General features: G+C 54.9%; 24 protein-coding genes and 2 pseudogenes. 16 read left to right on the top strand and 10 right to left on the bottom strand.

Features of this window, described 5'->3' with window-relative positions:
• The first annotated feature begins 115 nt into the window (after positions 1–115).
• The 4 genes from V6L79_RS18165 (at position 116) to V6L79_RS18150 (ending at position 6532) form a co-directional block, all read left to right on the top strand.
• Complete coding sequence (locus tag V6L79_RS18165) at positions 116–1225, top strand: efflux RND transporter periplasmic adaptor subunit (protein ID WP_338579300.1); 1110 nt, start codon at positions 116–118, stop codon at positions 1223–1225.
• Positions 1222–4311 (top strand): efflux RND transporter permease subunit, encoded by a 3090-nt coding sequence (locus tag V6L79_RS18160; protein WP_338579299.1) that lies wholly within the window; start codon positions 1222–1224, stop codon positions 4309–4311. The genes V6L79_RS18165 and V6L79_RS18160 overlap by 4 nt, the downstream gene beginning before the upstream one ends.
• Positions 4312–4377: 66 nt before the next feature.
• Entirely contained in the window at positions 4378–5670 is a 1293-nt protein-coding gene (fabF, locus tag V6L79_RS18155) for a beta-ketoacyl-ACP synthase II (protein WP_338579298.1), read from the top strand.
• A gap of 256 nt (positions 5671–5926) precedes the next feature.
• A complete protein-coding gene (locus V6L79_RS18150) occupies positions 5927–6532 on the top strand; it encodes a hypothetical protein (RefSeq protein WP_338579297.1) in 606 nt (201 codons plus the stop codon).
• A gap of 158 nt (positions 6533–6690) precedes the next feature.
• Here the strand turns inward: V6L79_RS18150 and V6L79_RS18145 are convergent, their stop codons facing one another.
• From V6L79_RS18145 to V6L79_RS18135, 3 genes and pseudogenes are all read right to left on the bottom strand, one after another.
• Positions 6691–7152: an NUDIX domain-containing protein gene (locus tag V6L79_RS18145; protein WP_321833729.1), complete on the bottom strand. Its 462-nt coding sequence runs from the start codon at positions 7150–7152 to the stop codon at positions 6691–6693.
• A gap of 124 nt (positions 7153–7276) precedes the next feature.
• Positions 7277–7654, bottom strand: coding sequence for a cytochrome c (locus tag V6L79_RS18140; RefSeq protein ID WP_261738716.1), 378 nt, complete (start codon positions 7652–7654; stop codon positions 7277–7279).
• 173 nt (positions 7655–7827) lie between these two features.
• Positions 7828–8043 (bottom strand): annotated as a pseudogene (locus V6L79_RS18135) (transposase); the annotation flags it as partial.
• Here V6L79_RS18135 and V6L79_RS18130 point away from each other — a divergent pair.
• Positions 7975–8262 (top strand): annotated as a pseudogene (locus V6L79_RS18130) (cation transporter); the annotation flags it as partial. The pseudogenes V6L79_RS18135 and V6L79_RS18130 overlap by 69 nt on opposite strands.
• A gap of 103 nt (positions 8263–8365) precedes the next feature.
• Positions 8366–8581 carry a hypothetical protein gene (locus V6L79_RS18125; RefSeq protein ID WP_261738715.1) on the top strand — a complete coding sequence of 72 codons (216 nt, stop codon included), beginning with the start codon at positions 8366–8368 and terminating at the stop codon, positions 8579–8581.
• A 543-nt stretch (positions 8582–9124) separates the two neighbouring features.
• On the opposite strand, the gene V6L79_RS18120 is transcribed toward V6L79_RS18125, so the two are convergent.
• Both V6L79_RS18120 and V6L79_RS18115 read right to left on the bottom strand, forming a co-directional pair.
• Entirely contained in the window at positions 9125–9838 is a 714-nt protein-coding gene (locus V6L79_RS18120; RefSeq protein ID WP_261738714.1) for a YafY family protein, read from the bottom strand.
• Positions 9831–10085, bottom strand: a complete 255-nt coding sequence (locus V6L79_RS18115; protein ID WP_261738713.1) for a helix-hairpin-helix domain-containing protein — start codon at positions 10083–10085, stop codon at positions 9831–9833. Before V6L79_RS18115 ends, V6L79_RS18120 begins: the two co-directional genes overlap by 8 nt.
• A gap of 232 nt (positions 10086–10317) precedes the next feature.
• On the opposite strand from V6L79_RS18115, the gene V6L79_RS18110 reads away from it, so the two are divergent.
• The 4 genes from V6L79_RS18110 (at position 10318) to V6L79_RS18095 (ending at position 14122) form a co-directional block, all read left to right on the top strand.
• Entirely contained in the window at positions 10318–11139 is an 822-nt protein-coding gene (locus V6L79_RS18110) for an ABC transporter substrate-binding protein (RefSeq protein ID WP_405046601.1), read from the top strand.
• Complete coding sequence (locus tag V6L79_RS18105) at positions 11136–11981, top strand: amino acid ABC transporter permease (RefSeq protein ID WP_321836844.1); 846 nt, start codon at positions 11136–11138, stop codon at positions 11979–11981. The genes V6L79_RS18110 and V6L79_RS18105 overlap by 4 nt, the downstream gene beginning before the upstream one ends.
• Positions 11982–12129: 148 nt before the next feature.
• Positions 12130–13014, top strand: coding sequence for a homocysteine S-methyltransferase family protein (locus tag V6L79_RS18100; protein WP_338579295.1), 885 nt, complete (start codon positions 12130–12132; stop codon positions 13012–13014).
• Between the two features lie 328 nt (positions 13015–13342).
• The gene (locus V6L79_RS18095) at positions 13343–14122 is read left to right on the top strand and encodes a transglutaminase family protein (RefSeq protein WP_261738709.1); all 780 of its coding nucleotides are present in this window, start codon (positions 13343–13345) and stop codon (positions 14120–14122) included.
• Positions 14123–14148: 26 nt separating this feature from the next.
• On the opposite strand, the gene V6L79_RS18090 is transcribed toward V6L79_RS18095, so the two are convergent.
• Together V6L79_RS18090 and V6L79_RS18085 are read right to left on the bottom strand one after the other, a co-directional pair.
• A complete protein-coding gene (locus V6L79_RS18090) occupies positions 14149–14475 on the bottom strand; it encodes a DUF2388 domain-containing protein (RefSeq protein ID WP_261742455.1) in 327 nt (108 codons plus the stop codon).
• Positions 14476–14699: 224 nt separating this feature from the next.
• Entirely contained in the window at positions 14700–15176 is a 477-nt protein-coding gene (locus V6L79_RS18085) for a hemerythrin domain-containing protein (RefSeq protein ID WP_338579294.1), read from the bottom strand.
• A gap of 501 nt (positions 15177–15677) precedes the next feature.
• Here V6L79_RS18085 and V6L79_RS18080 point away from each other — a divergent pair.
• From V6L79_RS18080 to V6L79_RS18055, 6 genes are all read left to right on the top strand, one after another.
• Positions 15678–16121 carry a hypothetical protein gene (locus V6L79_RS18080; RefSeq protein ID WP_338579293.1) on the top strand — a complete coding sequence of 148 codons (444 nt, stop codon included), beginning with the start codon at positions 15678–15680 and terminating at the stop codon, positions 16119–16121.
• Between the two features lie 163 nt (positions 16122–16284).
• Complete coding sequence (locus tag V6L79_RS18075; RefSeq protein ID WP_338579292.1) at positions 16285–17475, top strand: NnrS family protein; 1191 nt, start codon at positions 16285–16287, stop codon at positions 17473–17475.
• A gap of 28 nt (positions 17476–17503) precedes the next feature.
• Positions 17504–17941, top strand: a complete 438-nt coding sequence (locus V6L79_RS18070) for a hypothetical protein (protein WP_338580330.1) — start codon at positions 17504–17506, stop codon at positions 17939–17941.
• A 473-nt stretch (positions 17942–18414) separates the two neighbouring features.
• A complete protein-coding gene (locus V6L79_RS18065) occupies positions 18415–19944 on the top strand; it encodes a flavin monoamine oxidase family protein (protein WP_321836521.1) in 1530 nt (509 codons plus the stop codon).
• Positions 19945–19958: 14 nt separating this feature from the next.
• Positions 19959–20354, top strand: a complete 396-nt coding sequence (locus tag V6L79_RS18060) for a cytochrome c (protein WP_261738704.1) — start codon at positions 19959–19961, stop codon at positions 20352–20354.
• A gap of 49 nt (positions 20355–20403) precedes the next feature.
• Entirely contained in the window at positions 20404–20907 is a 504-nt protein-coding gene (locus tag V6L79_RS18055) for a RidA family protein (RefSeq protein WP_338579291.1), read from the top strand.
• 71 nt (positions 20908–20978) lie between these two features.
• On the opposite strand, the gene V6L79_RS18050 is transcribed toward V6L79_RS18055, so the two are convergent.
• The 3 genes from V6L79_RS18050 to V6L79_RS18040 form a co-directional block, all read right to left on the bottom strand.
• Entirely contained in the window at positions 20979–21998 is a 1020-nt protein-coding gene (locus V6L79_RS18050) for an acyltransferase (RefSeq protein ID WP_338579290.1), read from the bottom strand.
• A gap of 233 nt (positions 21999–22231) precedes the next feature.
• Entirely contained in the window at positions 22232–24382 is a 2151-nt protein-coding gene (locus V6L79_RS18045) for a TonB-dependent siderophore receptor (protein ID WP_338579289.1), read from the bottom strand.
• A 226-nt stretch (positions 24383–24608) separates the two neighbouring features.
• Entirely contained in the window at positions 24609–25109 is a 501-nt protein-coding gene (locus V6L79_RS18040; RefSeq protein ID WP_261738700.1) for an HPP family protein, read from the bottom strand.
• Between the last annotated feature and the right edge of the window lie 77 nt (positions 25110–25186).

Raw genomic sequence — 25186 nt, 5'->3', positions numbered from 1 at the left:
AGTAATATTGGCGGTTATCATTAATTCTCATAGGTCCTGCTGAACGTGACCGTTGACACATATGGTCACTAGACTGAGAATATGTCACTCGTCATATCTATAAATAAGGGAACCTATGCGCCGGCTTCGACCTTTCCCCTTTGCCGTTTTCTTGCTGCCTCTCGTCCTGACAGCGTGCGGTGATTCATCCACTGCTGAAGATCCGCGCACGTTGGCCCCTGTGGTGAGGTCCGTTGCTGTTCAGGCTTCGTCCGACACCTCACGTTCATTCACGGGTGTAGTGGCTGCCCGTGTCCAGGGCGACCTGGGGTTTCGGGTATCAGGCAAGGTACTTGAGCGTCTGGTTGACACCGGTCAGACCGTTAAACGTGGTCAGCCGCTTATGCGCCTCGACCCAATCGATCTGGGCTTGCAGGCGCGTGCACAACAAGAGTCGGTCATGGCTGCTCGGGCTCGAGCCAAGCAGACAGCAGATGATGAAGCTCGATATCGCGACCTGGTCGGCGCAGGCGCTATTTCTGCATCGGCTTACGACCAGATCAAAGCTGCAGCGGATTCTGCAAAGGCGCAACTCAGCGCCGCTGAAGCGCAGGCTGATGTGGCCCGCAATGCCTCTGGTTATGCGGTGCTGTCTGCCGATTCCGATGGCGTTGTGGTGGAGACCCTCGCCGAGCCGGGGCAGGTTGTCAGCCCCGGGCAGCCCGTGCTTCGTCTGGCGCGGGCCGGCCAGCGCGAAGCCATCGTGCATCTGCCCGAGACATTGCGCCCCGCAGCCGGCTCCACTGCGCAAGCGACGCTTTATGGCAACATCACGGGGGCTGTTACCGCGAAGTTAAGGCTGCTGTCCGACTCGGCTGACCGTATGACCCGCACCTTTGAGGCGCGGTATGTGCTTGAGGGGGCGCTGGCCAATGCACCAATAGGTTCGACCGTTACTCTTCGAATCGCTGAAGGCGCCGCGCAAGGGCAAACGATGCAAGTGCCGATCGCAGCCGTTTATGACCCTGGCAAAGGCACTGGCCTGTGGGTGATCGCCGGTACACCTGCGAAGGTGGTCTGGAGACCTGTTCAGGTCTTGGGATTGAGCGACGACTTTGCGCTCGTCGCGGGTGATCTAAAGGTGGGCGAGCAGATCGTGGCGCTGGGCGCACATCTGTTGCGCGAGGGTGACGAGGTGAGGTTGCCTCAACTGGATGACACCACCGCCGGGGGGAGTCGTCCATGAGCGAGGGGCGCTTTAATCTATCCGCGCTTGCCGTTCGCGAGCGCTCAATCACCGTATTCCTGATCTTTCTGATCGCCGTTGCAGGCACTCTGTCGTTCTTCCAGCTGGGGCGCGCAGAAGATCCTCCGTTTACGGTCAAGCAGATGACGGTCATTACCGCCTGGCCGGGCGCAACTGCGCAGGAAATGCAGGATCAGGTAGCTGAGCCACTGGAAAAACGCCTGCAAGAATTGAAGTGGTACGACCGCACGGAAACCTACACCCGCCCTGGTCTCGCCTTCACGATGCTGTCACTGCTCGATAGCACGCCACCCGCGCAGGTGCAGGAGGAGTTCTATCAAGCGCGCAAAAAGCTCGACGATGAAGCCCGAAAGTTACCATCAGGTGTCATCGGGCCAATGGTCAACGACGAGTTTTCGGATGTGACATTTGCTCTTTTCGCCCTCAAAGCCAAGGGCGAGCCGCAGCGGTTGCTGGTGCGTGATGCTGAGTTGTTGCGCCAGCGCCTTTTACATGTGCCGGGGGTGAAGAAGGTCAACATTATCGGGGAGCAACCCGAGCGTATCTTTGTCTCCTTTGCCCATGATCGGCTGGCCACCTTGGGCGTGTCTCCTCAGGATATCTTTGCTGCCCTCAATAGCCAGAACGTGCTCACGCCTGCCGGTTCGATCGATACCGCAGGGCCGCAGGTTTTCCTCAGGCTGGAGGGCGCCTTCGATACGTTACAGAAAATTCGGGACACGCCCATTACGGCTCAGGGGCGTACGCTCAAGCTCTCTGACGTGGCGACCATCGAGCGCGGTTATGAAGACCCCGCAACCTTTCTCGTGCGTAACAATGGTGAAGACGCGCTGTTGTTGGGGATCGTGATGCGTGAGGGCTGGAATGGCCTTGAACTCGGCAAGGCACTGGACGCCGAAACGCTCAAGATCAACCAAGGCATGCCCTTGGGCATGACGCTCTCCAAGGTCACCGACCAATCTGTAAATATTGATTCGGCCGTGGGCGAGTTCATGGTCAAGTTCTTCGTTGCGCTGCTCGTGGTCATGCTCGTGTGCTTCCTCAGCATGGGCTGGCGCGTGGGCTTTGTGGTCGCAGCGGCTGTTCCGTTGACGCTGGCCGTGGTGTTTGTGGTGATGGCGGCCACTGGCAAGAGCTTTGACCGTATTACCCTAGGCTCGCTGATTCTGGCGCTTGGGCTGCTGGTCGATGACGCCATTATTGCCATTGAAATGATGGTGGTGAAGATGGAGGAGGGCTACGATCGCATCAAAGCGTGCGCCTATGCTTGGAGTCATACGGCCGCTCCGATGCTGTCCGGTACGCTGGTGACGGCTATCGGTTTTATGCCCAACGGCTTCGCGCAATCAACCGCGGGCGAGTACACCAGCAACATGTTCTGGATCGTAGGCATTGCCCTGATTGCCTCCTGGGTGGTCGCGGTAGTCTTTACCCCGTACCTGGGGGTAAAGCTGCTGCCGGATATCAAGAAGGTCGAGGGTGGTCACGGGGCAATCTACAACACCCCTAACTACAATCGTTTTCGCCAGCTTTTGACGCATGTTATCGCGCGTAAATGGCTGGTGGCCGGGGCTGTTATCGTTTCTTTTGTCGTGGCTGTCCTGGGTATGGGCGTGGTCAAAAAGCAGTTTTTCCCAACTTCGGACCGTCCCGAAGTATTGATTGAAGTGCAAATGCCGTATGGAACCGCCATTGAACAGACCCGCGCGACTACCAGCTCTATAGAGGCCTGGCTGCAAAAGCAGGATGAGGCAAAAATCGTTACGTCCTACATCGGCCAGGGTGCGCCGCGTTTTTATCTGGCGATGGCGCCGGAACTCCCTGATCCGTCGTTCGCGAAGATTGTAGTGCTGACCGACAGCCAAGAGCAGCGCGAGGCCCTCAAGTTCCGCCTCAGAGCGGCTGCCGCTGAGGGGCTCGCCCCGCAAGCGCGTATCAGGGTGACTCAACTGGTGTTTGGCCCGTACTCGCCATTTCCGGTTGCCTACCGGGTCATGGGGCCTGCCCCCTCAAAACTGCGTGAGATAGCGGGGCAGGTGCAGGACGTGTTGCAGTCGAGCCCGATGATGAGGACCGTCAACACAGACTGGGGCCCGCTGACCCCGACGCTGCATTTCACTCTCGATCAGGATCGCCTGGAGGCGGTGGGGCTGACGTCCAGTTCAGTGGCGCAGCAACTGCAATTTTTGCTGAGCGGAGTGCCCATCACCGCGGTTCGCGAGGACATTCGTTCGGTACAGGTGGTCGGGCGGGCCGCGGGTGATATCCGCCTCGATCCCGCAAAAATTGAAGGCTTTACGCTGGTGGGGGCTGCAGGCCAGCGTCTACCGTTGTCTCAGGTAGGCAAGGTCGATGTGCGAATGGAGGATCCGATCCTGCGGCGTCGTGATCGCACGCCGACCATCACCGTGCGAGGTGACATCGCCGAAGGTCTGCAGCCACCTGATGTGTCGAGTGTGATCATCAAGGCATTGCAGCCGGTCATCGATCAGTTGCCTGACGGATACCGGATCGAGCAGGCGGGGGCAATCGAGGAGTCGGGCAAGGCGGGCAAGGCGATGTTGCCACTCTTCCCGATCATGATTGCCTTGACGCTGCTGATCATCATTGTGCAGGTCCGGTCGATTTCGGCGATGGTCATGGTGTTCCTTACCTCGCCACTTGGGTTGATTGGCGTGGTGCCGACCCTGCTGATCTTCCAGCAGCCATTTGGCATTAATGCCCTGGTCGGCCTGATCGCACTTTCAGGCATTTTGATGCGCAATACGCTGATTCTGATTGGGCAAATCCATCACAACACGCAACAAGGGCTGGATCCGTTTCACGCAGTGGTCGAGGCCACGGTACAGCGAGCCCGTCCGGTACTGCTGACGGCGCTGGCGGCAATACTGGCGTTTATCCCCCTGACGCACTCTGTTTTCTGGGGGACGCTGGCCTACACACTGATCGGGGGAACGTTCGTGGGGACTATCATCACCTTGGTGTTCCTGCCGGCGATGTACTCCATCTGGTTCAAGATCCGCCCTGAGGCTTCAGGCAAAACGCCCACCGTCCTCTCGCCGTAGAGGTTTGATCCTAGGCATTAGCGCGCTGCTTTTTACCAGCGTCGACTGAAAAACAAAGAGGTTTCAATGATTAATCTCGAAGCTCAAAAGCGAATCGTAGTGACAGGCGTCGGAATAGTCGGGCCTCTGGGATGCGGAGCAGAAGAAGTCTGGAGCAGGTTGCTGTCTGGCCGTTCCGGCATCCGTAACTTGCCAGGCGATATCACCGAGGGTACGGGCGTTACCGCAGGAGGTCCGGTGCCGTCTCTGGAGGAGGATGCCATCGCTGGCTACGATCCGGAGCGAATCATTTCGGCCAAGGACCGCAAGAAGATGGACCGCTTTATCGAGTTTGCACTGGTGGCCGCCCACGAAGCACTGGAACAGGCAGGTTGGCAGCCCACAATGGCCGCGGAGCAGGAACGGACGGCAACGATCATTGCATCGGGCGTCGGTGGGTTTGGCGTGATTGCCGATGCTGTACGAACCACCGATACACGCGGCCCCCGTCGATTGTCGCCGTTCACTGCACCGTCTTTTCTAGCCAACATGGCGGCAGGGCACATATCCATCAACTACGGCTTCAAAGGGCCGCTCGGCGCTCCTGTAACCGCCTGTGCGGCCGGGGTGCAGGCCATCGGCGATGCGGCACGAATCATCCGCAGTGGTGAGGCAGACATCGCCCTCTGCGGGGGCACCGAAGCTGCAATCGACCGAGTGACACTGGGCTGCTTTGCGGCGGCCCGCGCGCTGTCTACAGGTTTTGCCGAGCACCCGCAGCAGGCTTCACGCCCTTTTGATCGTGATCGCGACGGCTTCGTTATGTCCGAAGGTGCGGGGTTGCTGGTGATCGAGACACTGGAGCACGCCCTTGCGCGCGGTGCCAAGCCCCTGGCGGAGCTGGTCGGCTATGGCACCAGCGCCGATGCTTATCACCTGACGGCAGGCCCAGCGGACGGCGGTGGTGCACGACGCGCCATGGAGCAGGCGTTGCGCCAGGCTGCTGTTAGCCCTGCCCAGGTGCAGCATATCAATGCGCACGCCACCTCCACACCGGTCGGTGACAGGGGCGAACTGGCAGCCATCCGCTCGTTGTTCGGGACTGACTCCAGCGTGGCGATCAGCGCGACCAAATCCGCCACCGGGCATCTTCTGGGAGCGGCTGGAGGCATTGAAGCGATCTTCACCGTTCTGGCACTTCGAGACCAGGTCGCGCCACCCACACTGAATCTGACTCATCCCGATGAGTTGGCCGACGGGCTCAATCTGGTCGGTCCTACTAAACGAGAGATGTTAATTACTCATGCACTTTCAAATGGTTTTGGGTTCGGTGGAGTTAACGCCAGCGTGCTGTTCCGTCGCTGGGAGCCTGAGCATTGAGAATAGATGTTGGTTTCAGAACCAATTATTTAGCATCAAGGCCGCAGTTTTCCAGCAGATAGCCACTTCATTGTGCAGGTAGGGAGGTGAAGCTGCGCAAAACCTACCTGGTAGGTCACGGTTTGTCGTTTGCTAGCGCCCCGTTGGATTTCTGCCTAAAGCTCCTGCCAGTCATAATGTGCAGATGATCAAGAGTCTCCAAGCATCCAGATGTTTGGAGACTACAAGGATGCGCAACTAACGGAGTAGTCAAACGATGATTTTGGTTGTTGAGGGGATCAGTGCCAGCGGGAAAACCACCTGGTGCGCCAAGCATGGAGGGCAGCATGTTATTGCTGAAAACGGTCGTTTTGAAAACGAACCGGATCGGATAAAGGATTCATTTGGAGCTGCACGTTTTTGGGCAGAGCGAAACGTGGATCGCTGGCAAACGGCGCTGGCCATGGAAGATATTTCTTCGTGGGCTATGTGTGACAGTGACCCTCTCAAACTCCACTACATTTGGTGTCTTTGGCAGATCGGCGAGGCGAGCGAACACGACTGGCAAATAGAGTTGGAAGCCACAAGAGAAACGATCGCACAAGGGCGTATTGGTTTTGCTGACTGTTACATTGTTGGCCGCATAGATCCGATGCTCGCGCGAGAACGAGCCAAAGCAGACACTACCCGCCGACGGAGCAAGTTCGAACTTCATGTGCGCCTCCAACAGGCTTTGCTAACCTGGTACGCATCTATGGACGAAGTGCTTCCCGGCAGAGTGCGATTTGGGTTTCCTTCCAAAATGCCCACTTTAGAAAAGCTTGAGGGAAGATATTCGGTTACGTCCTTTGATCAAATGATCGCATTGCTCCCCCAAAAATAGTCAGCGCTTCTGCAGATAGGGATGTGAGAGGTTGATGCATAGAATGTGATTTGACGTGAATGCACTGAACAGGGGTATTAGGCAGCCTCTTACATTTTTGTTGCACGTCCGCTTCTGGCCCCGGGTGTGTAAAAACGCATATGGATTCGCGGTGACGGTTACGCCCCCGGTGTGAAGACAGCTGCATCTACCAGCATCTCCACTAACGCCTCTGGCCATACCGTTTCTCCAGTAGATCTAAGCTCAAGAGCGGACCACCAGTGATGATCTGCCATGACCTGAGTCTCGTGTAAGGTCCATTCGGAGCTAGAGATAATCTGGCTGTCCACGTGCACAACGAAATACTGCTCAACGGCGAATACCGTCTCGCCGCTGGGCAGGAGCATTGAAAACCTCCGATCTGCCACAGGCCCTACAACAGTGTTGACTTGAATACCAGTCTCCTCACGCAGTTCACGTATTGCAGCGGCGTGGAATGTTTCTCCGTCCTCAAGACCACCGCCAGGGGTGGCCCAGTAATTTTTACCGGCTAAAGCTCCATCTTTATGGAGAAACTTGAAAAGCAGAACATCTCGAGAGGGGCTTATAACTAGTAATCGTGCTGCCTTTCGCTCACGCATTTGACGTATATCGCTCCTGAAGTTTTGTGAGGTGGATTGCAGCCCTGATTAGTTGGAGGTCACCCACAAGCCCTCAAACCTGAAATGGCTCTTGGGTTTCTGTGCATGCCTCTCAACTCAACAATCATCGATTTTTTGAAATCATTCCATTCATGTATTGATTTAAATCGCGTAGATCTTTAATTCCCCATGAATACGGCGATAGCTTTACACCATTCTCTCGCAACGTCTTTGGAATCAAGTCTCCATTTGGGCGAAGTATTATCGATGATACAATCACGCCCGGATAATCATTTAATCGTTTTTTGAAAGCAGAAGTTGTTAGATCAGGTGTAGCAGGATTGCTTTTATTAGCCAATGGCCCTGTTGCTTTGAGATCTAATCCGTGGCACATGGAGCATCGCTGTAAATAGAGATTTTTCCCATTAACATTATCCGCGAAGGACAGTGGTGTTTGAATTAGCGACAAGATTCCTAGCGTAGCGATGAATGATATTTTCATTATTTTTATCCTCCTTGATGGATCAGCGTCGATTGGACCCGATTTAGTGCGCGGGGAAGATATCAGCCTTCGTATCTGCACTCACAGTCATTTCTGATGCCCATTGAATCAACTCGTTTTCCAGGCGCATTCCAGTGACCGCTTCCGGCCCAGAGTGTGTGAAAACGTCAGAGGGCTTCTCGTTCAAGGCGTCTGCTCGACTGAATGTGGTTGAAATAGCCGTAGATATAGAGCTTCAGCAAGATTGCGGGGTGGTAAGCAGGTCGACCAGTATCGGCTGGAATAACGCCTTCAAAACCCAAATTGACCAGGTCGAGTTCGTCGGCGCCATCGTTATTGCGCGGTGGGCATGGACCTTGATGGGGGCCACCGCAGGTGTGCTGCTGGATCAGACTGATGCGCACGTTGCCGAGGAAATTCGTGAACTGGTTGAGACTCCGGGGGATGCAACCATTACGGACTTGCACGTCTGGCAGATTGGGCCGCAAGCCCATGCGGCTATCGTCAGCGTCCTTGGTGAGGGCACTGCGAACGCCGACAGCATTCGTGAGCGTCTTAAGCCGGTTCACGAGGTCAGCCATCTCACGGTCGAGTTTCGAACGGCCTGATTCTGCTCTCCGTGACCGAGCGCGATAGTACGCTGGTGGCAATTTACTGTTAGATGGAGTATTTATTTTGCTCCGGCACCGGGTCGGCTCAAGGAGCAGAATAATGAACAGGCAAGCCTATTTTTTGGAGGCCGAACGTCTTTCTGACGATTTTGCAGATAAGGTCAAGGCCGTCGACGACTACATGAAAACCGCACCCGACCTTGCAGACGACGAAGCCTACAAGAAGCTTTGTGACCTGCAGAGTAAGGCAAGTGCTGCAGCTGGGCGCTGGTCTTCACACTGTGAAAATAATCGTAGCCATATTCGATCCGTTTAATGGTCGCGACAGATCCGCATCGATTATCGTAGCCAAGCCAACTCAAGTTTCCGCGACACGTTTTCAGATTTCACGAAGTCGTGTTGCGCAGGAGTTATAAATGGTGAAGAGCCGCCTGGGCCAAGGCCGTGCAGGTGATGAATGATCAACATTACTGTTTCGCCTTACTCATCGATGCCATCCCAGGTCATCAACTCACCTCTGGCGCTAGATGGCTCATGAACGTCAGATTTTCAATAGCGTACATATACTCAGAGAATCTCGGATCTCCATCGTTGAACGCCTTTGCCACTTTTTGTGCGTTCTCAAGGCTGTCCCACATTGCCAGGTCCGCGAATATTCGGTCGTCGCTCGTAGGGCAGTAGGCTCGGTACTCGAGCAAACCCGCAAAGCTCTTTAACGTTTCGCGAAGCCCTGCGCGGAGCACTGGTATTTGTTCAATGCATTCTTGTTTGACCTTGAAAATGGCTAATTCGAGTACATGAGATGAGCGCTGCATAGGGACGGCCTTCTGTGTGTTGAGGAGTCCCGATTATCAGTGGCTCATACTGACAGCGTTGTGTCAGTAGTGGTGATCGCTTTCCACTGGCTTGCCTGGTGCTTCATATACGCTTGTAGATCAAGGGCCGGGTTGTTGGGAGATGGTTGTTGAGTAATAGCAATGGAGGCTATGCGATCGACCCGAAAATCACGATATGCCGCTCTGGTACTACACCAGCTTCCAACGGTCCACTTTCCTCCCCAATAGAACAGTCCAAGGGGGGATATGAGGCGCTGCGAAACCGAACCGTCCAAGCGGGTATACGTTATTTTCAGCGCCTGAGTGTTTTCGATGGCATTTCGCAGGGTTGCCAGATGGGCACGTGTCGAAGAAGACGTTGTTCCGAGTGCCCTGATTTTTGCAGCGCAGGGATCAACCGTGTGAAGGGCACTGGACGCCGAGATTTTGCTCAACAACATACGTGCTGCAGCGCTTAGATCGTTATCGGCGCAAGCTGAGAGCATTTCCATCCCTAGCATCAACGCATCCAGTTCGAGTCTGTTCAACGTTAAAGGTGGCATCTCAAAATCGGCATCCAAGGCATATCCCACTCCTGCGGTGCCATAGATTGGGATCCCACTGAAAGAAAGGTCGTCGATGTATCGATAGATTGAGCGAACGGAAACACCAATTCGACTAGCCAGCCGTTCAGCAGAGATTGGCTGATGAACACGAATCAGATTTACCAACTGAAACAAGCGATCAGCTTTACGCACCTGATGTGCTCGACCGAGAGTCCTTTGCAAACTGAATGGCTGCGTTAATCGCCGCTCTGGCTTGGGGGCTGTTTTTCCAGCAAGTCGATCCCACTGCTGCCGATGCCTGAGCCAGGATGTCAGTGGTGTTGGCTTCGCTGAGCACCGCGAGCGAGTCAATGCCCATCTGCTCAAGGCGAGCGATAACGGTCGGTCCGACGCCCTTCAAGGCTAGCAAGGCATTATGTTCCGTCAATGGAAATGGCATCCGTAAACTCCTGTTCTCGGGTAATGAGGTCGCCTGATTTTGCCTTACGGGAGAGGGCATCTCAACTCGCTTCGGATCGCACGCGGGGTGGCCCGGCACATGCGGGCATGTCGGGAGCAACTGTTCGATATAGCTCAAAGCTAGGGTGTTATTCCATTAAATCAGTACAAATAGGATTTATAGTACGTTTTAATCTATTCGTATGACTTTGAAATGATTGGAGTATTGGTCTTTGAAAACAATAGCGCTCTTACCCTTTGGCCTGGCTTTGCTCGCAACCTGTGCCACCGCTTTTGCTGGGCCCACCCTGGATCGTGTGACTAAAAAAGGGGAGATGACAGGGGTTCTGATGGAGAGCTATCCGCCATTTTCATTTCTCAACGATCAGAACCAACTGGACGGGTTTGACGTTGATGTCGCCAAGGCCGTAGCGCAACGACTAGGGGTAAAACTCAAGCTGGAAACACCGTCCTGGGATGTGATTGCTGCTGGCCGCTGGAGTGGGCGTTATGACATCTGCGTCTGCTCAATGACCCCAAGCAAGGCCCGTGCTGAAGTATTCGATTTCCCGGTCGAGTATTACCAGTCGCCAGCGGTCATCGTGGTCAACGCCAAAGACAACGCTATCGTCGAAGGCAAGGATTTATCAGGGAAGAAAATCGGTGTGATCAGCGCATCGACCTATGAAGCTTATTTGAACAAGGACCTGGTGATTGAGGGCGCAGAAGACAAACCTTTGAAATATCCGTTCGATACCGTGCAGATTGCCCCCTACGACAATGAAACCGTGGCGTTCCAGGACTTGGCACTGGGCAGTGGAGTGCGTCTGGATGCCATGGTCACCAATCTCATCACGGCCCGTGAACGCATTGCCCAGGATCCCCGCTTCAAGATTACCGGCGACACGTTGTATGCAGAGCCCAATGTGGTAGCGATTGAAAAGGGCGACCCGCAGTGGAGCGCCAAGGTGACTGAAGCCATTACTCAACTTAAAGCCGACGGCACACTGAGCAAGATTTCGCAGAAGTGGATCGGTGCCGATATCAGCCAATGACAGCTCACAATCCACACCCCGCCAAGACGAATTTAATTGCCAAGACCGAGCCGCGTCGTTTGAGCCTACGGTTCGGTTTTCGCACTCGGCTCTATCTCACGTGGGCAGTTTTACTCGGTTTGTGCGTCATGTTTTTCATGAGCTTCGACCTGAAGTTATCGATCATTCTGGATAAATTGCCGAACCTGGTGGGCTGGCATCTGGGCCCCAACGGTTTCTTGCAAGGCGCAGCGCTGACGTTATTTCTGTGTTTCTGCTCAATCTGGTTGTCATTGCTGCTCGGTTTTGTGACCGCGCTCGCACGCCTGTCGCGCAGTGCCGTGGCCTTTGGGATCGCGAGCTTCTACGCGTCTTTTTTTCGCGGCACTCCGTTGCTGATCCAGATCCTGCTGATCTACCTGGGCCTGCCCCAGATCGGTGTTGTTCCAGGTGCAATCAGCGCGGGCATCATTGCCTTGTCGCTGAATTACGGCGCTTACCTCAGCGAGATTTTCCGCGCCGGGATCATGGCGGTAGCCCCCGGTCAGCGTGAAGCTGCGATGGCTTTGGGGCTTTCGCCGACAGCGACTTTTCTGCACATCATCCTGCCCCAGGCGATGCGCACGATTATTCCGCCGACAACCAGTCAGTTCATTTCAATGCTCAAGGACTCCTCCCTGATTTCGGTCATGGGCGTCTGGGAAGTGATGTTCCTGGCGCAGTCGTATGGGCGTTCGTCTTATCGCTATATCGAAATGCTCACGACCGCAGCGGTTATCTATTGGCTGATGTCGATTGGTCTGGAGTTGCTCCAGAACCGCCTCGAGCGCCATTACGGCAAAGGGTTCGTAAATCAGCGGTAAGCCGATCCCTTCACCAGCAAGCCAGTGACTGCGGTGAATGGATATTCAAAAGGTGACGCGCTCTGGATGTTGGATCATTTTTTGGCGCTTGCACTTATTAATCAGCTACACGTCTCAAACTTAGAGAAGTGACATGAAGGAACGATCAATGGTTATTCTTGATGGTGGTATGGGGCGGGAGTTGCAACGTTGTGGCGCACCTTTCAGGCAACCCGAGTGGTCGGCTCTTGCATTGAGCGAAGCGCCGCAAGTGGTAGTTGCCGTGCATACAGCGTTTATCGAATCCGGTGCTCAAGTTATTACCAGCAACAGTTATGCAGTTGTTCCCTTTCATATCGGGGAAGAGCGATTTGCTAACGAGGGATTAAAACTGGCCTCGATCGCAGGTCAACTGGCACGCACAGCTGCTGACGCAAGCGCCCACCCGGTCAAGGTAGCGGGTTCTCTTCCGCCGTTGTTCGGCTCCTATCGGCCTGACCTGTTCCAGCCGGAGCGCGTGGCAGAGGTTCTTACGCCTCTGCTTCAAGGCTTGGGAGCGCACGTGGATCTGTGGTTGGCAGAGACTCAAAGTTCGCTTGCCGAAGTGCAGGCGATCCATGCTCATTTGCCATCTGACGGTAAACCGTTCTGGGTATCCTTCACGCTTCAAGATGAAGACGTCGACGGTGTGCCTCGCTTGCGGTCCGGTGAGACCGTGGCTGAGGCAATCGAAGTTGGCGCAAAAATGGGCGTGGCTGCGCTGTTGTTCAACTGTAGCCAGCCGGAGGTGATCGGTGCTGCAGTGGATGTGGCGCAATCGATTATCAAGCGTTTGGGCGCTGATATCGCGATTGGTGTCTACGCCAATGCCTTCCCGCCGCAACCGAAAGAGGCGACGGCCAATGACGGCCTGGATGAACTGCGTGAAGACCTAGATCCTTGGGGTTACCTGCAGTGGGCCAAGGATTGGCAACAAAGAGGAGCCAGTATGATTGGCGGATGCTGTGGGATCGGCCCGGAGCATATTGCCGAGCTTAAACGCAGCCTGACATGATCCAGAAACACTCGCGCACAGAGTGAGAGTCAGCACGGCCGCTGCAAGATTATCGGATGTAAGCGATTGTCTTGTAAGCGGCTTTGTTTATTCACGGTCACGCGTTGCAGGGCGCCAGAGGAGTGCACAAATGGAACCGTGCTCAGCACTCTAACCGTCCGCCCAACATAGTTTGTTGAGCGACGTTCCTGCTCACCTGCTACTGCATCACTACGGCACTGTTAATCTATTACAGATGACAAGCTCATTTGGAGTGGCTGGAGGGCGGAGTCTTGACATTGAAGTAACTAGAGGGGTCAGGCTGCACAAAATCACGGAGGATTTGGCTATGAGCAAGCAGCAGGATCAGGACTATCTAGGACGTACTTCAATACTCGACTTCGACGCCCCCAGCATTACTCAGCTCATCGACGTACGCGGCTGGCGTCAATTGCCGCATGAGCAGGCTGCTAGAGCCGTCTACGAATTCTGTCGCGACGAGATTCTTTTCGGCTATAACGCTGGCGCCGATAACTTACCAGCGTCCGCCATCCTTGAAGAAGGCCTGGGCCACTGCAACACCAAATCGACACTGTTGATGGGATTGCTGCGTGCGCTGGGCATTCCTTGCCGACTGCGCGGTTTCACCATCGACAAACGCCTGCAGAAAGGTGCAATGACCCCCTTTGTCTACTTCATGTCACCGAAGGAAATCCTTCATACCTGGGTCGAGGTCAGCCTGCACGAACGCTGGGTAGTGCTTGAAGGGGTGATTTTGGACGAGCAATACCTGCGTGCAGTGCAGAACAGATTTAGTAACTGCACGCACGCTTTTCTTGGCTATGCCGTAGCAACGCCTTGTTTGGCCAAGCCCGCAGTGCAATGGACCGGTCGGGATACCTTCATCCAGCGCGAAGGCATTGCCCGGGAACTGGGGTTGTATGCCTCACCGGACGAGTTCTATACCGAGCACAAGACTAACTTGACCGGTTTGAAGGGTTGGCTTTACCACCATTTTTTTTACAAGGTACTCAACAATAACGTGCGTCGCATCCGTGAGGGGGCACACGACAGCACTGCGCTGAGCCGTGAATGCGAGCATCGTGAGCCCCCCAGTCCATCGTTTTAATAAGTGTTTTACACTGAAAGGTGCACTCAAAAAGCTGCTGCGATCGCTTGCGCCAATTGCTGGTCGGACATCAGCGGCGCAGGGTAAGTCTCGCGATAATAGCGAGATGCCTGTTCAAACTGCGCCCCACGAATTTCGCCGTCAGAACCAATGAACGCAAGGGCATCGGCTTTGGATGATTTGAACATCTGTGGAATGCTGGAGGTCAGGCCTGTAGTGCCTGCGACTATCAAGAAGGGAATCGCAGTGGTAATCATGAGTGCTGCCTGGAACGGGTTGTTATTTTCAGCGGCCACGGTTTGGGTGCTTATAGTCATCAGAAAGGCGACCCCTACAGCTTTCCATGAGTCCATTCTTAACACTTCCATTGCGTTTGGATGGCCGCCACCATAGCAGAGGAGGGGGCTTTTCAAAAACCTGAAGCCTGGCGCAGGGGCTGTGACGGTTGAAGAATCTGAGCGCTCGTCAGCTCATCAATCCCATGACCGCCAACCCGATTGAAATGTAGTTTGGGTGGCAAATACTCTATTTGAACTGGCTACCAACTCCAGTAATCAGGCAGAGCCACCCAAGTGCATCAGGCAGCGCGTTTTGAAGTGCCAAGAGTTTTTTTCAGGGCCGCTTTCATCGCCAGCATTTGTTCACCCAGCTCATCCAGTTCGGCTTTTCCAAGCAGCTTCTTTGCTTGTGGGAACATCTCCGTTTCTTCCTCCTCGATATGGTGCTCAAGTAGCTCTTTCACTACTTTGCACCTCCCGGCAAATTCCGGGGTGGACGGGTCAGTGTTCTTGAGATCAGGAAGAACCAGCGAGTCGACAGTACGGTGCTCTTCCTTTGCCTCGTAATACATTTCTTCTTGTTCTTTACCGCCCGCTTTTTTAAATGCCGGATAGAGAATTTTCTCTTCAAGTTGCGTGTGTATGCTGATTTCCAGCTCAAGCTTGTGCAGTAGCTCGGTGCGTTTTTTCAACGCTTTATCTGTTGTGGCGCTGAGCTGGGCAAGGATCGATTTAACTTTTTCGTGGTCGGCCAGCAGAATGTCAATGGCGTTCATTTTTGCCTCACTATCACGGATGGATGGTTCCCGCTCTGTCTGGGCGGTTCAATTGTCGTGATGGATTTCGCAATTGCTGTGCCAAAAACGAAATTTAAAAATCATAGTATTTTCAATGCGTTATAAAAATAGTAGCCAAATATAATCATGCATCCTGCCCGAGATTTTTCTTTGCGCATTGCAAAAAGCAGATAGCTGAAAAGGCTGCGCTACCGGATCAATCGCACCGGTTGCAGCAATCTCCTTGTCTGGATTCCTTGATTGACGTCAACCGCAGGGCTCGGCCTGCTCTGTATTGTGCTCTGTAATCGACAGGTGGAAGGGCAAGGCTTATGCATTGCTTGAAACCCCGCGCGCCATTCTGGAAAACCCAGCAGGTGGCCGAGGGTCCCATTGGGTCGAGGCCCGCAACAGTGATCGCGAGGCCGCGCAACGACGGGATTGACGGTTTTTAATCGCGGTGAGCGAATCGTTTTCAGCTGAAATGAGAGCCAGAATCCCATGCTCTATCCGCTATTTCTGACCTTGCATCTGTTTGCTGCGCTGATTTTTATCGGCACGGTTTTCTTTGAAGTCCTGTTCCTGGGAAGTATCCGCAAACAGCTGCCCGCCAAGGTCATGCTGCTGGTCGAGCAGGGCATCGGTCAACGCGCCCGCATCTTGATTCCATGGGTGTTGCTGGTGCTGTTCGGTGCCGGGTCAGGGATGGTCTGGCTGCGTTATGTGCCGGTTTTGGCCACACCCCTGGCCTCATCGTTCGGCACCTTGTTGATGCTGAAAATCGTGCTTGCCGTCAGCGTACTGCTGCACTTTCTGGTCGCCATGTACCTGTTCAAAAGTGGCCGGATGAATGCTCGATACCTGCATTTCATCCACGGCAGCCTGTTTTGCCACATGATTAGCATCGTACTACTGGCCAAGGGCATGTTTTACCTGACCTGGTGAGCTGGCTTGCCCGCGAGCTCAAGCTCCGCTGCGATCACGGTGTGCCCCACCGTGAGATCGACCTTTGATCTGCGACAACGGTGATTGATCGCCAATACCCGATGATGGAGCCCGGAATTACTTCGACGCTTGCGCGCCGGCAACACGTTAGAGGAGTGGTGTTATGCAAGTGCTTGAGCGCCGTAAAGCGATGGCGATTACACCGCTGCTACGGTTGGCCTTCAGGCCGTTTTTCCTCGGTGGTTGCCTGTTGGCGGTGTTGGTCATACCGCTATGGCTGGCTGCTTTCAGCGGTTTGATTGGCCACTGGACCCCTGCAGGCGGCTGGTTGGGCTGGCATCGACATGAGCTGCTGTTCGGGTTCGGGTTGGCGATCATCGCGGGCTTTCTGCTGACAGCGGTGCAGACCTGGACCGGTCGCCCAGGTATCAGTGCAACACCTCTGGCGGCGCTGGCGCTGCTGTGGCTGTGCGCGCGGCTGGCCTGGCTGGCCAATGCGCCCTGGCCGTTGCTCGTGGTGCTGGAGTTGGGGTTCCCGCTGGCGCTAGCGGTGTTGATGGGCATGACCCTGTGGCAGGTGCGGCAGAAACGTAACTACCCGATTGTGCTGGTGTTGTTGCTGTTGGCCGCGGCCGACGGGCTGTCCCTCCGGGGCCTGGTCCAAGGGCACGAAGGCTGGCAGCGCCAGGGCGTACTGGCCGGTATCTGGCTGGTGGCGGCGATGATGGGTTTGATCGGCGGGCGAGTCATTCCATTCTTCACCCAGCGCGGCCTCGGCCGGGTCGAGGGCGTTGCCCCCTGGGCGTGGCTGGATTGGTCGTTGTTGCTCGGTTCAGTGTTGGTTGCGTTGCTGTATGCGGCGGGACCTGCACTCAACCCCGATGTACGGGTTGGTTTACTGTTCGCGGTATTGGCAGTGGGGCATCTGCTGCGCCTGGTCCGTTGGCATGATCGGGCACTCTGGCGCGTGCCGTTGTTGTGGTCGTTGCACCTGGCGTATGGCTGGTTGGCGGTGGCGTGCCTGGGCATGGCGCTGTGGCATTTCGGTGTATCGATCAACCCGAGCCTGGCGGTGCATAGCTTGACCATCGGTGCCATGGGCGGACTGGTACTGGCGATGATTGCGCGGGTCACCCTTGGGCATACCGGTCGTCCGCTGGAGCCGCCATCGGGCATGACCCTGGCGTTCATTTTGCTCAATCTGGCGTGTCTCAGTCGGGTCGGGCTAGTTGTCTTTTTTCCCTTGGCGGCGTTGTGGCTGGCGGGTCTGTGCTGGACGCTGGCGTTTGCGCTATATGCCTGGCGTTACGGGCCGATGCTGCTGCGCTCCCGGGTTGACGGTCATCCAGGTTAGGCCCGTAACTCGTAGGAGTTGGTCAGTGATGTATCCCTTTTTGCTGGTGATTCACTTGCTCGCGGCAATCGCCTTCATCGGCACGTTATTTTTCGAAGTGGTTATCTGGCATCACGCTCGCCAGCAGTTGCCGGATGCCCCACAGTTGACGGCGGATCGGGCGATTGCAGTACGCTCGCGCAAGGTGCTGCATGGCGTGGTATTGCTGCTGTATGGCGCTGGCATAAGCCTGGCGTGGCAGTACCGGGGGGCCTTGAGTCAGCCGCTGGCCAGCAGTTTTGGCACCTTGCTGAGTCTGAAGATCCTGTTGGCCCTGAGTATCATTGGTCATTATTTGTTGTTGGCGTATTGGCTCAAAAGCGCACGGCTGACCTGCGCCCGGGCGAGCTGGATTCGTCGCAGCATTCTGGGGCATATGGTGTTGATCGTGATCCTCGCCAAGACCATGTTCTATTGGCATGGCTAAGCACTTTCCCATAAACCCCAAACACCCCGAGCGGACAAGGGCATGCTTTTATCACAGTCACTTTCCTGCAAGCTTCGATATTCAGCCGAGGGGGAAGAGTAGCCCTTCGGCCTGATCATCCCTTTGTAGCAATGCGCCCATGAAGCACACGGTCTAATGACCTGCCCAATACTGGCGCACCTGTCTTGCACCAAAAATAGACTTGGCCGACCTATGTCGAAGCATTTGGCTGCCTGGCATTTCAGAACTGCCACTTTTCCTGCGTTTCTCAATTTATGGCATACCGCTTGCTCTAGGGGATCACCGGGCGCAGACATTACTGTGGTCGGGCGATGCCATTAGCCGGGTTGTTCGTCAGTTATTGCCTGCGTATTTCCCTTCGATTCAAAGGATTGGTCATGCAAGAGAAATCAATGGTTGTGAGCCGTCGTACAGTATTGAACTGGATTGGAGTGACAGCGGGCGCTGCTGCGATGTATCAGGCAATGACTGCTTTAAGTTTTGCCGCTGAATCCAACCATGATCGCAACTTTGCATTAAGCGGTGCACCCAAGGGCACGCGAGTGTTGATCCTGGGAGCGGGGCTGGCAGGCATGACCGCGGCCTACGAACTGCGAAAGGCGGGCTATCAGGTCAAAGTACTGGAGTTCAATGCCAGACCGGGCGGGCGCTGCTGGACACTGCGCGGTGGCGACCGTTTCACCGAGTTGGGCGGCGCGACCCAGCATTGCGAATTTGACAAGGGACTTTACCTCAATCCCGGCCCATGGCGGATTCCGTACCACCACCATGCGGTACTCGATTACTGCCACAAATTTGGTGTCGCGCTGGAGCCTTTTGTTCAGGTCAATTACAACGCAATGGTCCATTCCACCAAAGCATTTGGCGGCAAGCCACAGCGTTATCGCGAAGTGCAGGCTGACTTTCAGGGGCATGTTGCCGAGCTGCTGAGCAAGGCAGTCAATCAGCACGGCCTGGACCAGGCGCTGACCCGGGAGGACCGCGAGCGCTTGCTGGAAGTGATGCGCAAATGGGGCGCGCTGGACGCCGGCAACAGTTATAAAAAATCCCTGGAAACCAGCCTGCGTCGTGGCTTTGCCATCGACGATGGGGGTGGCCTGATGCCCGAGGCCGTGCCGTCCGAACCGATGGACTGCAAGGCGCTGCTCGATTCCAACCTGTGGCAAAGCATCGCCAGTGGCCAGGAGTACGAATACCAAAGCAGCATTTTTCAACCGGTTGGCGGCATGGACATGATCGCCCAGGCCTTCCAGAAGCAGGTCAATGACCTGATTCACTACAACGCCAAGGTCACGCGCATCCAGCAAAACGATACCGGCGTGACCGTCACTTACCAGAACAGCGATGGTAGTGGCGGGCTGCAGCAGGAGCAGGCGCACTGGTGCGTTTGTACCTTGCCGTTGTCGATTCTCGGGCAACTGCCGATCGATGTCAGTGCACCGATGATGAGCGCGATTCGTGCGGTGCCTTACGAGTCTTCGGTAAAAATCGGGCTGCAATTCAAGCGCCGTTTCTGGGAGCAGGACGAGCATATCTACGGCGGTATCAGCTACACCGATACGCCGATCAGTAAAATCAGCTACCCGAGCACTGACTACGGAAAACAGGGCAAAGGTGTTCTGCTCGGTGCCTACATCTGGGGCCCGAACGCATACGAATTCACCGCTATGAGCCCGCAAATGCGTGTGCAGAAGGCTGTTGAATACGGCGCGCAGATTCACCCGCAATACCCGAGCGAGTTCGAGAACGGGATTGCTGTCGGCTGGCATCGGGTGCCCTGGACTAACGGTTGCTACGGGCTATGGACCCCCGAGACCCGTCAGCAGCATTACAAAAATCTGTGCCAGATTGACGGTCGGATCGTCCTTGCCGGTGAGCATGCGTCCTATATCCCGGCCTGGATGGAGGGTGCAATTCTGTCGTCACAGGATGCGATCAAACGTCTGCACACCCATATCATCGCCAGCGCGAAAGCTGCCTGACTCCGGAGTTAGCCATGCGAACAACTTTCACGATAGCCACTCTGTTGAGTCTGCTGGCCAGTACCTCAGTGCTTGCAGAAGAGACGCCAATGCTTTCCACCTCCGGCAAGTTCGATCAACCCAGTGGCGAGGCCCTGTTCAATCAGGTCTGTCAGGGCTGCCATATGGCTGAGGGCCAGGGCTCTCACGGTGCAGGTGCGTATCCGGCCCTGGCGACCAACCAGAAACTGGGGGCCAAGGTCTACCCGGTGTACATGGTGTCATCGGGGCAGGGCGGCATGCCGGGCTTTAAAAAGTACATGGATGATCAGCAGATTGCATCGGTGGTCAACTATGTGCGTACCCACTTTGGTAACCAATATGCCGATAGCGTGACGGTCGAAGATGTTCGGGCGGTCACCCAGCGCTGACACAAACATGGACGGCGCGCTTTGTTCACATCCCTAAAGGAATAAAAAGATGTCTAAAAAAATCATCCCCGCTTTTCTCCTGACCTCCCTGTTGGCTGGCTTGATGGCTTCGCAGGTAAATGCGGCTGAAGTGATACGCCACAAGTTGCCGAACTCGGACTTCCCGATCTCCCTGGCCGTCGAAATTCCGCCGGGTGTCACCCTGGTCAACCTCAGTGGTGTTGTGCCTCCCGTCGCGGATAGCAAGGCAGACCCCAAGACTCTCGCGGCCTATGGCAATACCGAAGTGCAGACGGTCAACGTGCTGAAAAATATCGAGGCCACATTAAAAAACCTGGGCCTGACCATGGGTGATGTAATCAAAATGCAGGTCTATCTGGTGGGCACGCCAGAGACGGGCAAGATGGACTTTACAGGCTTTATGAAAGGCTACACCCAGTTCTTTGGCACCAAGGATCAGCCTAAGCTGCCAACCCGCTCGGCATTCCAGGTGGCCGGCCTGGCCAACCCGAATTATCTGGTTGAGATCGAAGTGACTGCGGTTCGGCCGTAATTCGGCGAGGCGTCAGGCGTCATGACCACTGAGTTTCAGTAGTCATGGCGTCAGTAGTGGCAGAGCGCATTTTAGGCAGTAGGTAGTGTTGCCGTGTAACTTTTGGAGTTCTTTTTCACCAGAGTGGAAATGGGTTTTTCAATCCATCTGAAACTTGAGTAGGACACAACAAGAATACCTGCGATGGTCAAGGCAAATGTCACCGCATCGTGAAGATTCAAGAGCTCCTGAATTTTCATCATTGAGCACATAACCAGCACATGGCACAGATAAGTTGAGTATGACCAGTCGCCAAGGCGGCTAATTAACCCCGAGCCAGGACTGAAGCGCTCAAGAGATACGGCCGCAAAGAGAATCATTGCGCAAGGAAGGCCTGACTTTAGAGGGTTATGGGAGACTTGCCCGTAAAAGATAATCATCCCGATAGCAACAAGGATTACAGCGATAGCGACTAACGAGGGTGTTTTTTGTACCCAACCTTTTTTATAGGCGATGGCAATCAGTATTCCGAATAAAAATTCATAGATGATTTTGTTGCCATAAAAGGCAAGATCACCTCCTAGACGGGAGATAAACTTGCAAAGTAGAAAAAGCCCAATCGCTACCATCAGCAGTTGGAGTTTTCTCGGAAAATAAAAGCTCAGCAAGAAAACGCTATAAAATGCCATTTCATAGTTCAGCGTCCAACCCACCGTCAACAGGGGATACGGACCAATGCCTGAGGGGTTTTGAACCGGTATAAATAGCAGACTCTGCAGAAGGAACGTCGGGTCGAATGCCGTGAGTGGCAAGAAAGTTGGCGCATTGAGCAAAATAACCGCCGAAATAAAGGTGAAAATCCAATACGCCGGCACAACCCTGGCCAAGCGATGAACCGCAAAAACACCCGGTGTGACATTCTTGCCCGCCACTGAGAGATAAATAACAAAGCCGCTGATGATAAAAAATAAATCGACACCAATAGCGCCATACATATGAAGCGCTTTAGAGAGCGGGCCGCTCAGGTTATTGCCATGCACAACTTGAATGTAGTGATGAAACACTACGAGCCATGCAGCCAAGGCTCTTAAGAGTTGAATTGAATTGAGCATAGCAAAAGGCCATGCAATAAAGAGGCCGAGTATAGTCAAAGGATTGTATTTGTCTTTGTTATAAATGTATTTTTGCCAACTCAGTCATAAACCGGGTTTGGATGTAGGGCTTTTCATTCAAACTATTTCGTCACGCCGCACAAAAACTGTTCTTTTTATTATGAATATCATGTTCAGTTTGAGGGTGTATCAAGCAGGCGCCATGTCCAGTTGTCTGGCGCCTGCCCGTTACACTAGAAGCTGACTTCCCCCGTCAATCGCAGCGTCCTTCCTTCGCCCCAACTTACTCGTCGGGTAGTGCCACCCGAAGCCACAAAATAGCTGCGGTCGGTCAGGTTGCTGGCATTGAGTTGCAGCGAGGTTTCCTTGCCCAGCAGATGGCTGGTCTTCCAGGATGCGAAAGCGTCCACCGTGGTGTAGTCAGGAAGCTCGAAGGAGTTGCTTATATCCCCTGCGCGCTTGCCCACATAACGGGCGCCGGAACCAAGACGCAAGCGACCTGCAAAAATGTCGGCCGGGACTTCGTAGGTGAGGTAAGCACCGCCCACATGACGCGCCACGTTGAACAGGCGATTGCCTTCGGTTTGCTCAGTGTCTTTCTTGATTCGGGCATCGGTGTAGGCGTAGTTGGCGATCACACTCCATTGCGCACTCAGGCGTCCGGTCATGCTCCATTCCAGGCCGCGTGACTGCACTTCACCCGCCAAACGTTGCACCATGTTGCCGAACTCGTCGAGTTCACCGGTGTTCTGCTGCACGTTGTTTTTCAGGATGTCGTACAGCGCCAACTGACTCGTCCAGTCGCCGTTGTCATACTTCATTCCCACTTCGTACTGGCGGCCGGTCTCTGACTTGTAGGTGCCTTCGAAAGTGGTGCCGTTTTCCATCTCGTTGGGCGCGAACGACTGGCTGTAGTTGGCATACAGCGAGAGATCGTCACGCATCTGATACACCAGCCCTAAAAAAGGCAGGAGCTTGGACTCGCCCTCATCGGTGGTTTGCTTGAAGTCCAGACCCGCGCCCGAATCTATCGAGTAGTGCTGGTAGCGCAGTCCCGGTGCCAGAATCCATTTTTCGCCCAGATGGATATTGTCTTTGACGTACAGCGACTGACCCTTGATATGGCTTTTGCCGTTGGTGTTTGACGGGTTGACCGTACCCACGGGCGGGAGCAAGCCATATTGCGGGTTGGCCGGGTAGAAGCCGCCAACGTTGCGGCTTTGCAGGAAGTCCCCGTTGGCTTCGCGGCGGGTTTCATAGTCGGCGCCGGTGACCAGATCATGATCGATGCCGTACCAGGTCTTGTTGCCAATCCAGTCGAGGGACAGGTAAGCGTTTTCCCGATTGGCACCCACATTGCGTCGAAAACGTCGCGTCAGCTCGCCAGTTGCGGGGCGATACTCACTGGGGTCGGCCTGGTAATCGTTGTAATGGTCATACACCCAGCCCGTGGTCAGGCGCACCCGCGAACTCGGGTCGAGGCGGTATTCGGTGGTGGTGTTGAACGACTGGCGCTGGCCTTCGGCGCGGGTCCACTTTTCGTCCAGGCGCTTGTCGCGGCTGCCCACATGGTGGCCGTTGTAAAACAACGCGCCGCGGTCCAGCGTGTTGCTGTAGTCGTTGTATTCATAGGCGGCGAGAAACGACAGGTCGTCAGACTCGTAGGCCAGTGAGGGAGCGACCAGTTTTGACGTGTTCTGGCCAAAGTTGCGCCAGTAATCCTCATCGCGGTTTTGCCCGATCAAACGAAACGCAAAACCGCTGTCAGCCAGCGGGCCGGTGATGTCGAACCAGCCATCGCCACCGCCCTGATCACTCCGGGTGCCGCCCAGCGAACTGCTCCATTGGTATTGCGGCTTTTTGGTGATTACGTTGATTACCCCACCTGGCTCCTGCATCCCGTACAGCAATGAGGCGGGGCCTTTGAGCATCTCCACACGCTCGGTGGTGACACGTTGAAAATTACGTCCGATGGGCATGCGCACACCATCGCGCAAAACGCCGCCATCATCAGAGTTGCCGAAGCCGCGCTTGATAAAACTGTCCTGTGTGCCACCAAAGTTGTTACTGACGACCACTCCGGGCATAAATTTAATCACGTCCTCGAGGGTTTGTGGCGCTTGATCCTTGAGCTGCTGACGGGTCACCGTATCGACTGTTTGTGACTGCTGCAGATAGGGTGTTTCAGTCTTGTCTGCAGTCGAGCTATAGCCCGCACGGTAGTCCGTATCGTCTACGGTAGATTGCACACCGTCGACCTGAATACTTGGCAGTTGCATGGGGGCGTTTTCGCCCGCCAGCGCCGTACAGCTAATCACCAGACTGGTACATACCCCGAGGGGCACAATGCCTGCCCGTTTAAAACCACGCTTCCTTTGCAACATCCGTAACACTCCACACCAATGACGGCAGATAACTGAATTCGCTGCCGATAACCGAACAATGAAGTGGGCGAGGTTCTTGTTGCCTCCCTTTTCAGTGCGCCGGTTGAAACGTCTATTACGGGCGTCTCAGACTATTCGACAGAGCTGAATCGTATCAGCAAGGAGAATGTTTATCATTTACTTTGGTATGGCAAAGGGTAATTAGCGGTAACGGGACAGGTGAGTTCTATAGCCAGTACTTGGGATAACTGCCTTTATTACGGGCGTTATTCAGGCACCAGGCCACCATCACAATCACGATGGAGCCGGCCAGTACCGGTGTAACCAAAAATGACAGCGGCGCACCTGCGGTTAGTACCACTATGGGATTTGCACCTGCTGGGGCATGCACGGTTCGGGTTTGCTGCATGGCCACCAGTGCCAGGCCTACGGCTAGCGCACATGCCCACCATGAATTGCCTAGGGTGTTGAGAATGATCAGCCCGATCAGCGTCGAGATGAAATGCCCGCCGATAATGCTGCGTGGCTGAGCCAGTGGCGAGTCCGGCAAGCCGAAAGCCAGCACGCAACTGGCTCCCAGTGACGCCATCAGCCAGGGGGTGCCTGAGATAGCGTTAAGCCAGCCTGTGGCACCGATGGCGATAACCACGCCGATAAACGACGTCAGGGTAAAACGCAGTGAAGGTGCGGCTGGCGCACCCGATTTGAGCAGGCGATGTGTTGGCATGGAGGTGCTCGCAGGGAGGGTGAAGTCACCAAAGGATACCGATCGGTATACCTGCAAGTCAACCGATCGGTATACAC

It is taken from the genome of Pseudomonas sp. ML2-2023-6 (assembly GCF_037055265.1).
Lineage (GTDB): Bacteria > Pseudomonadota > Gammaproteobacteria > Pseudomonadales > Pseudomonadaceae > Aquipseudomonas > Aquipseudomonas kulmbachensis.
This window is presented reverse-complemented; position numbering and strand designations above follow the sequence as displayed.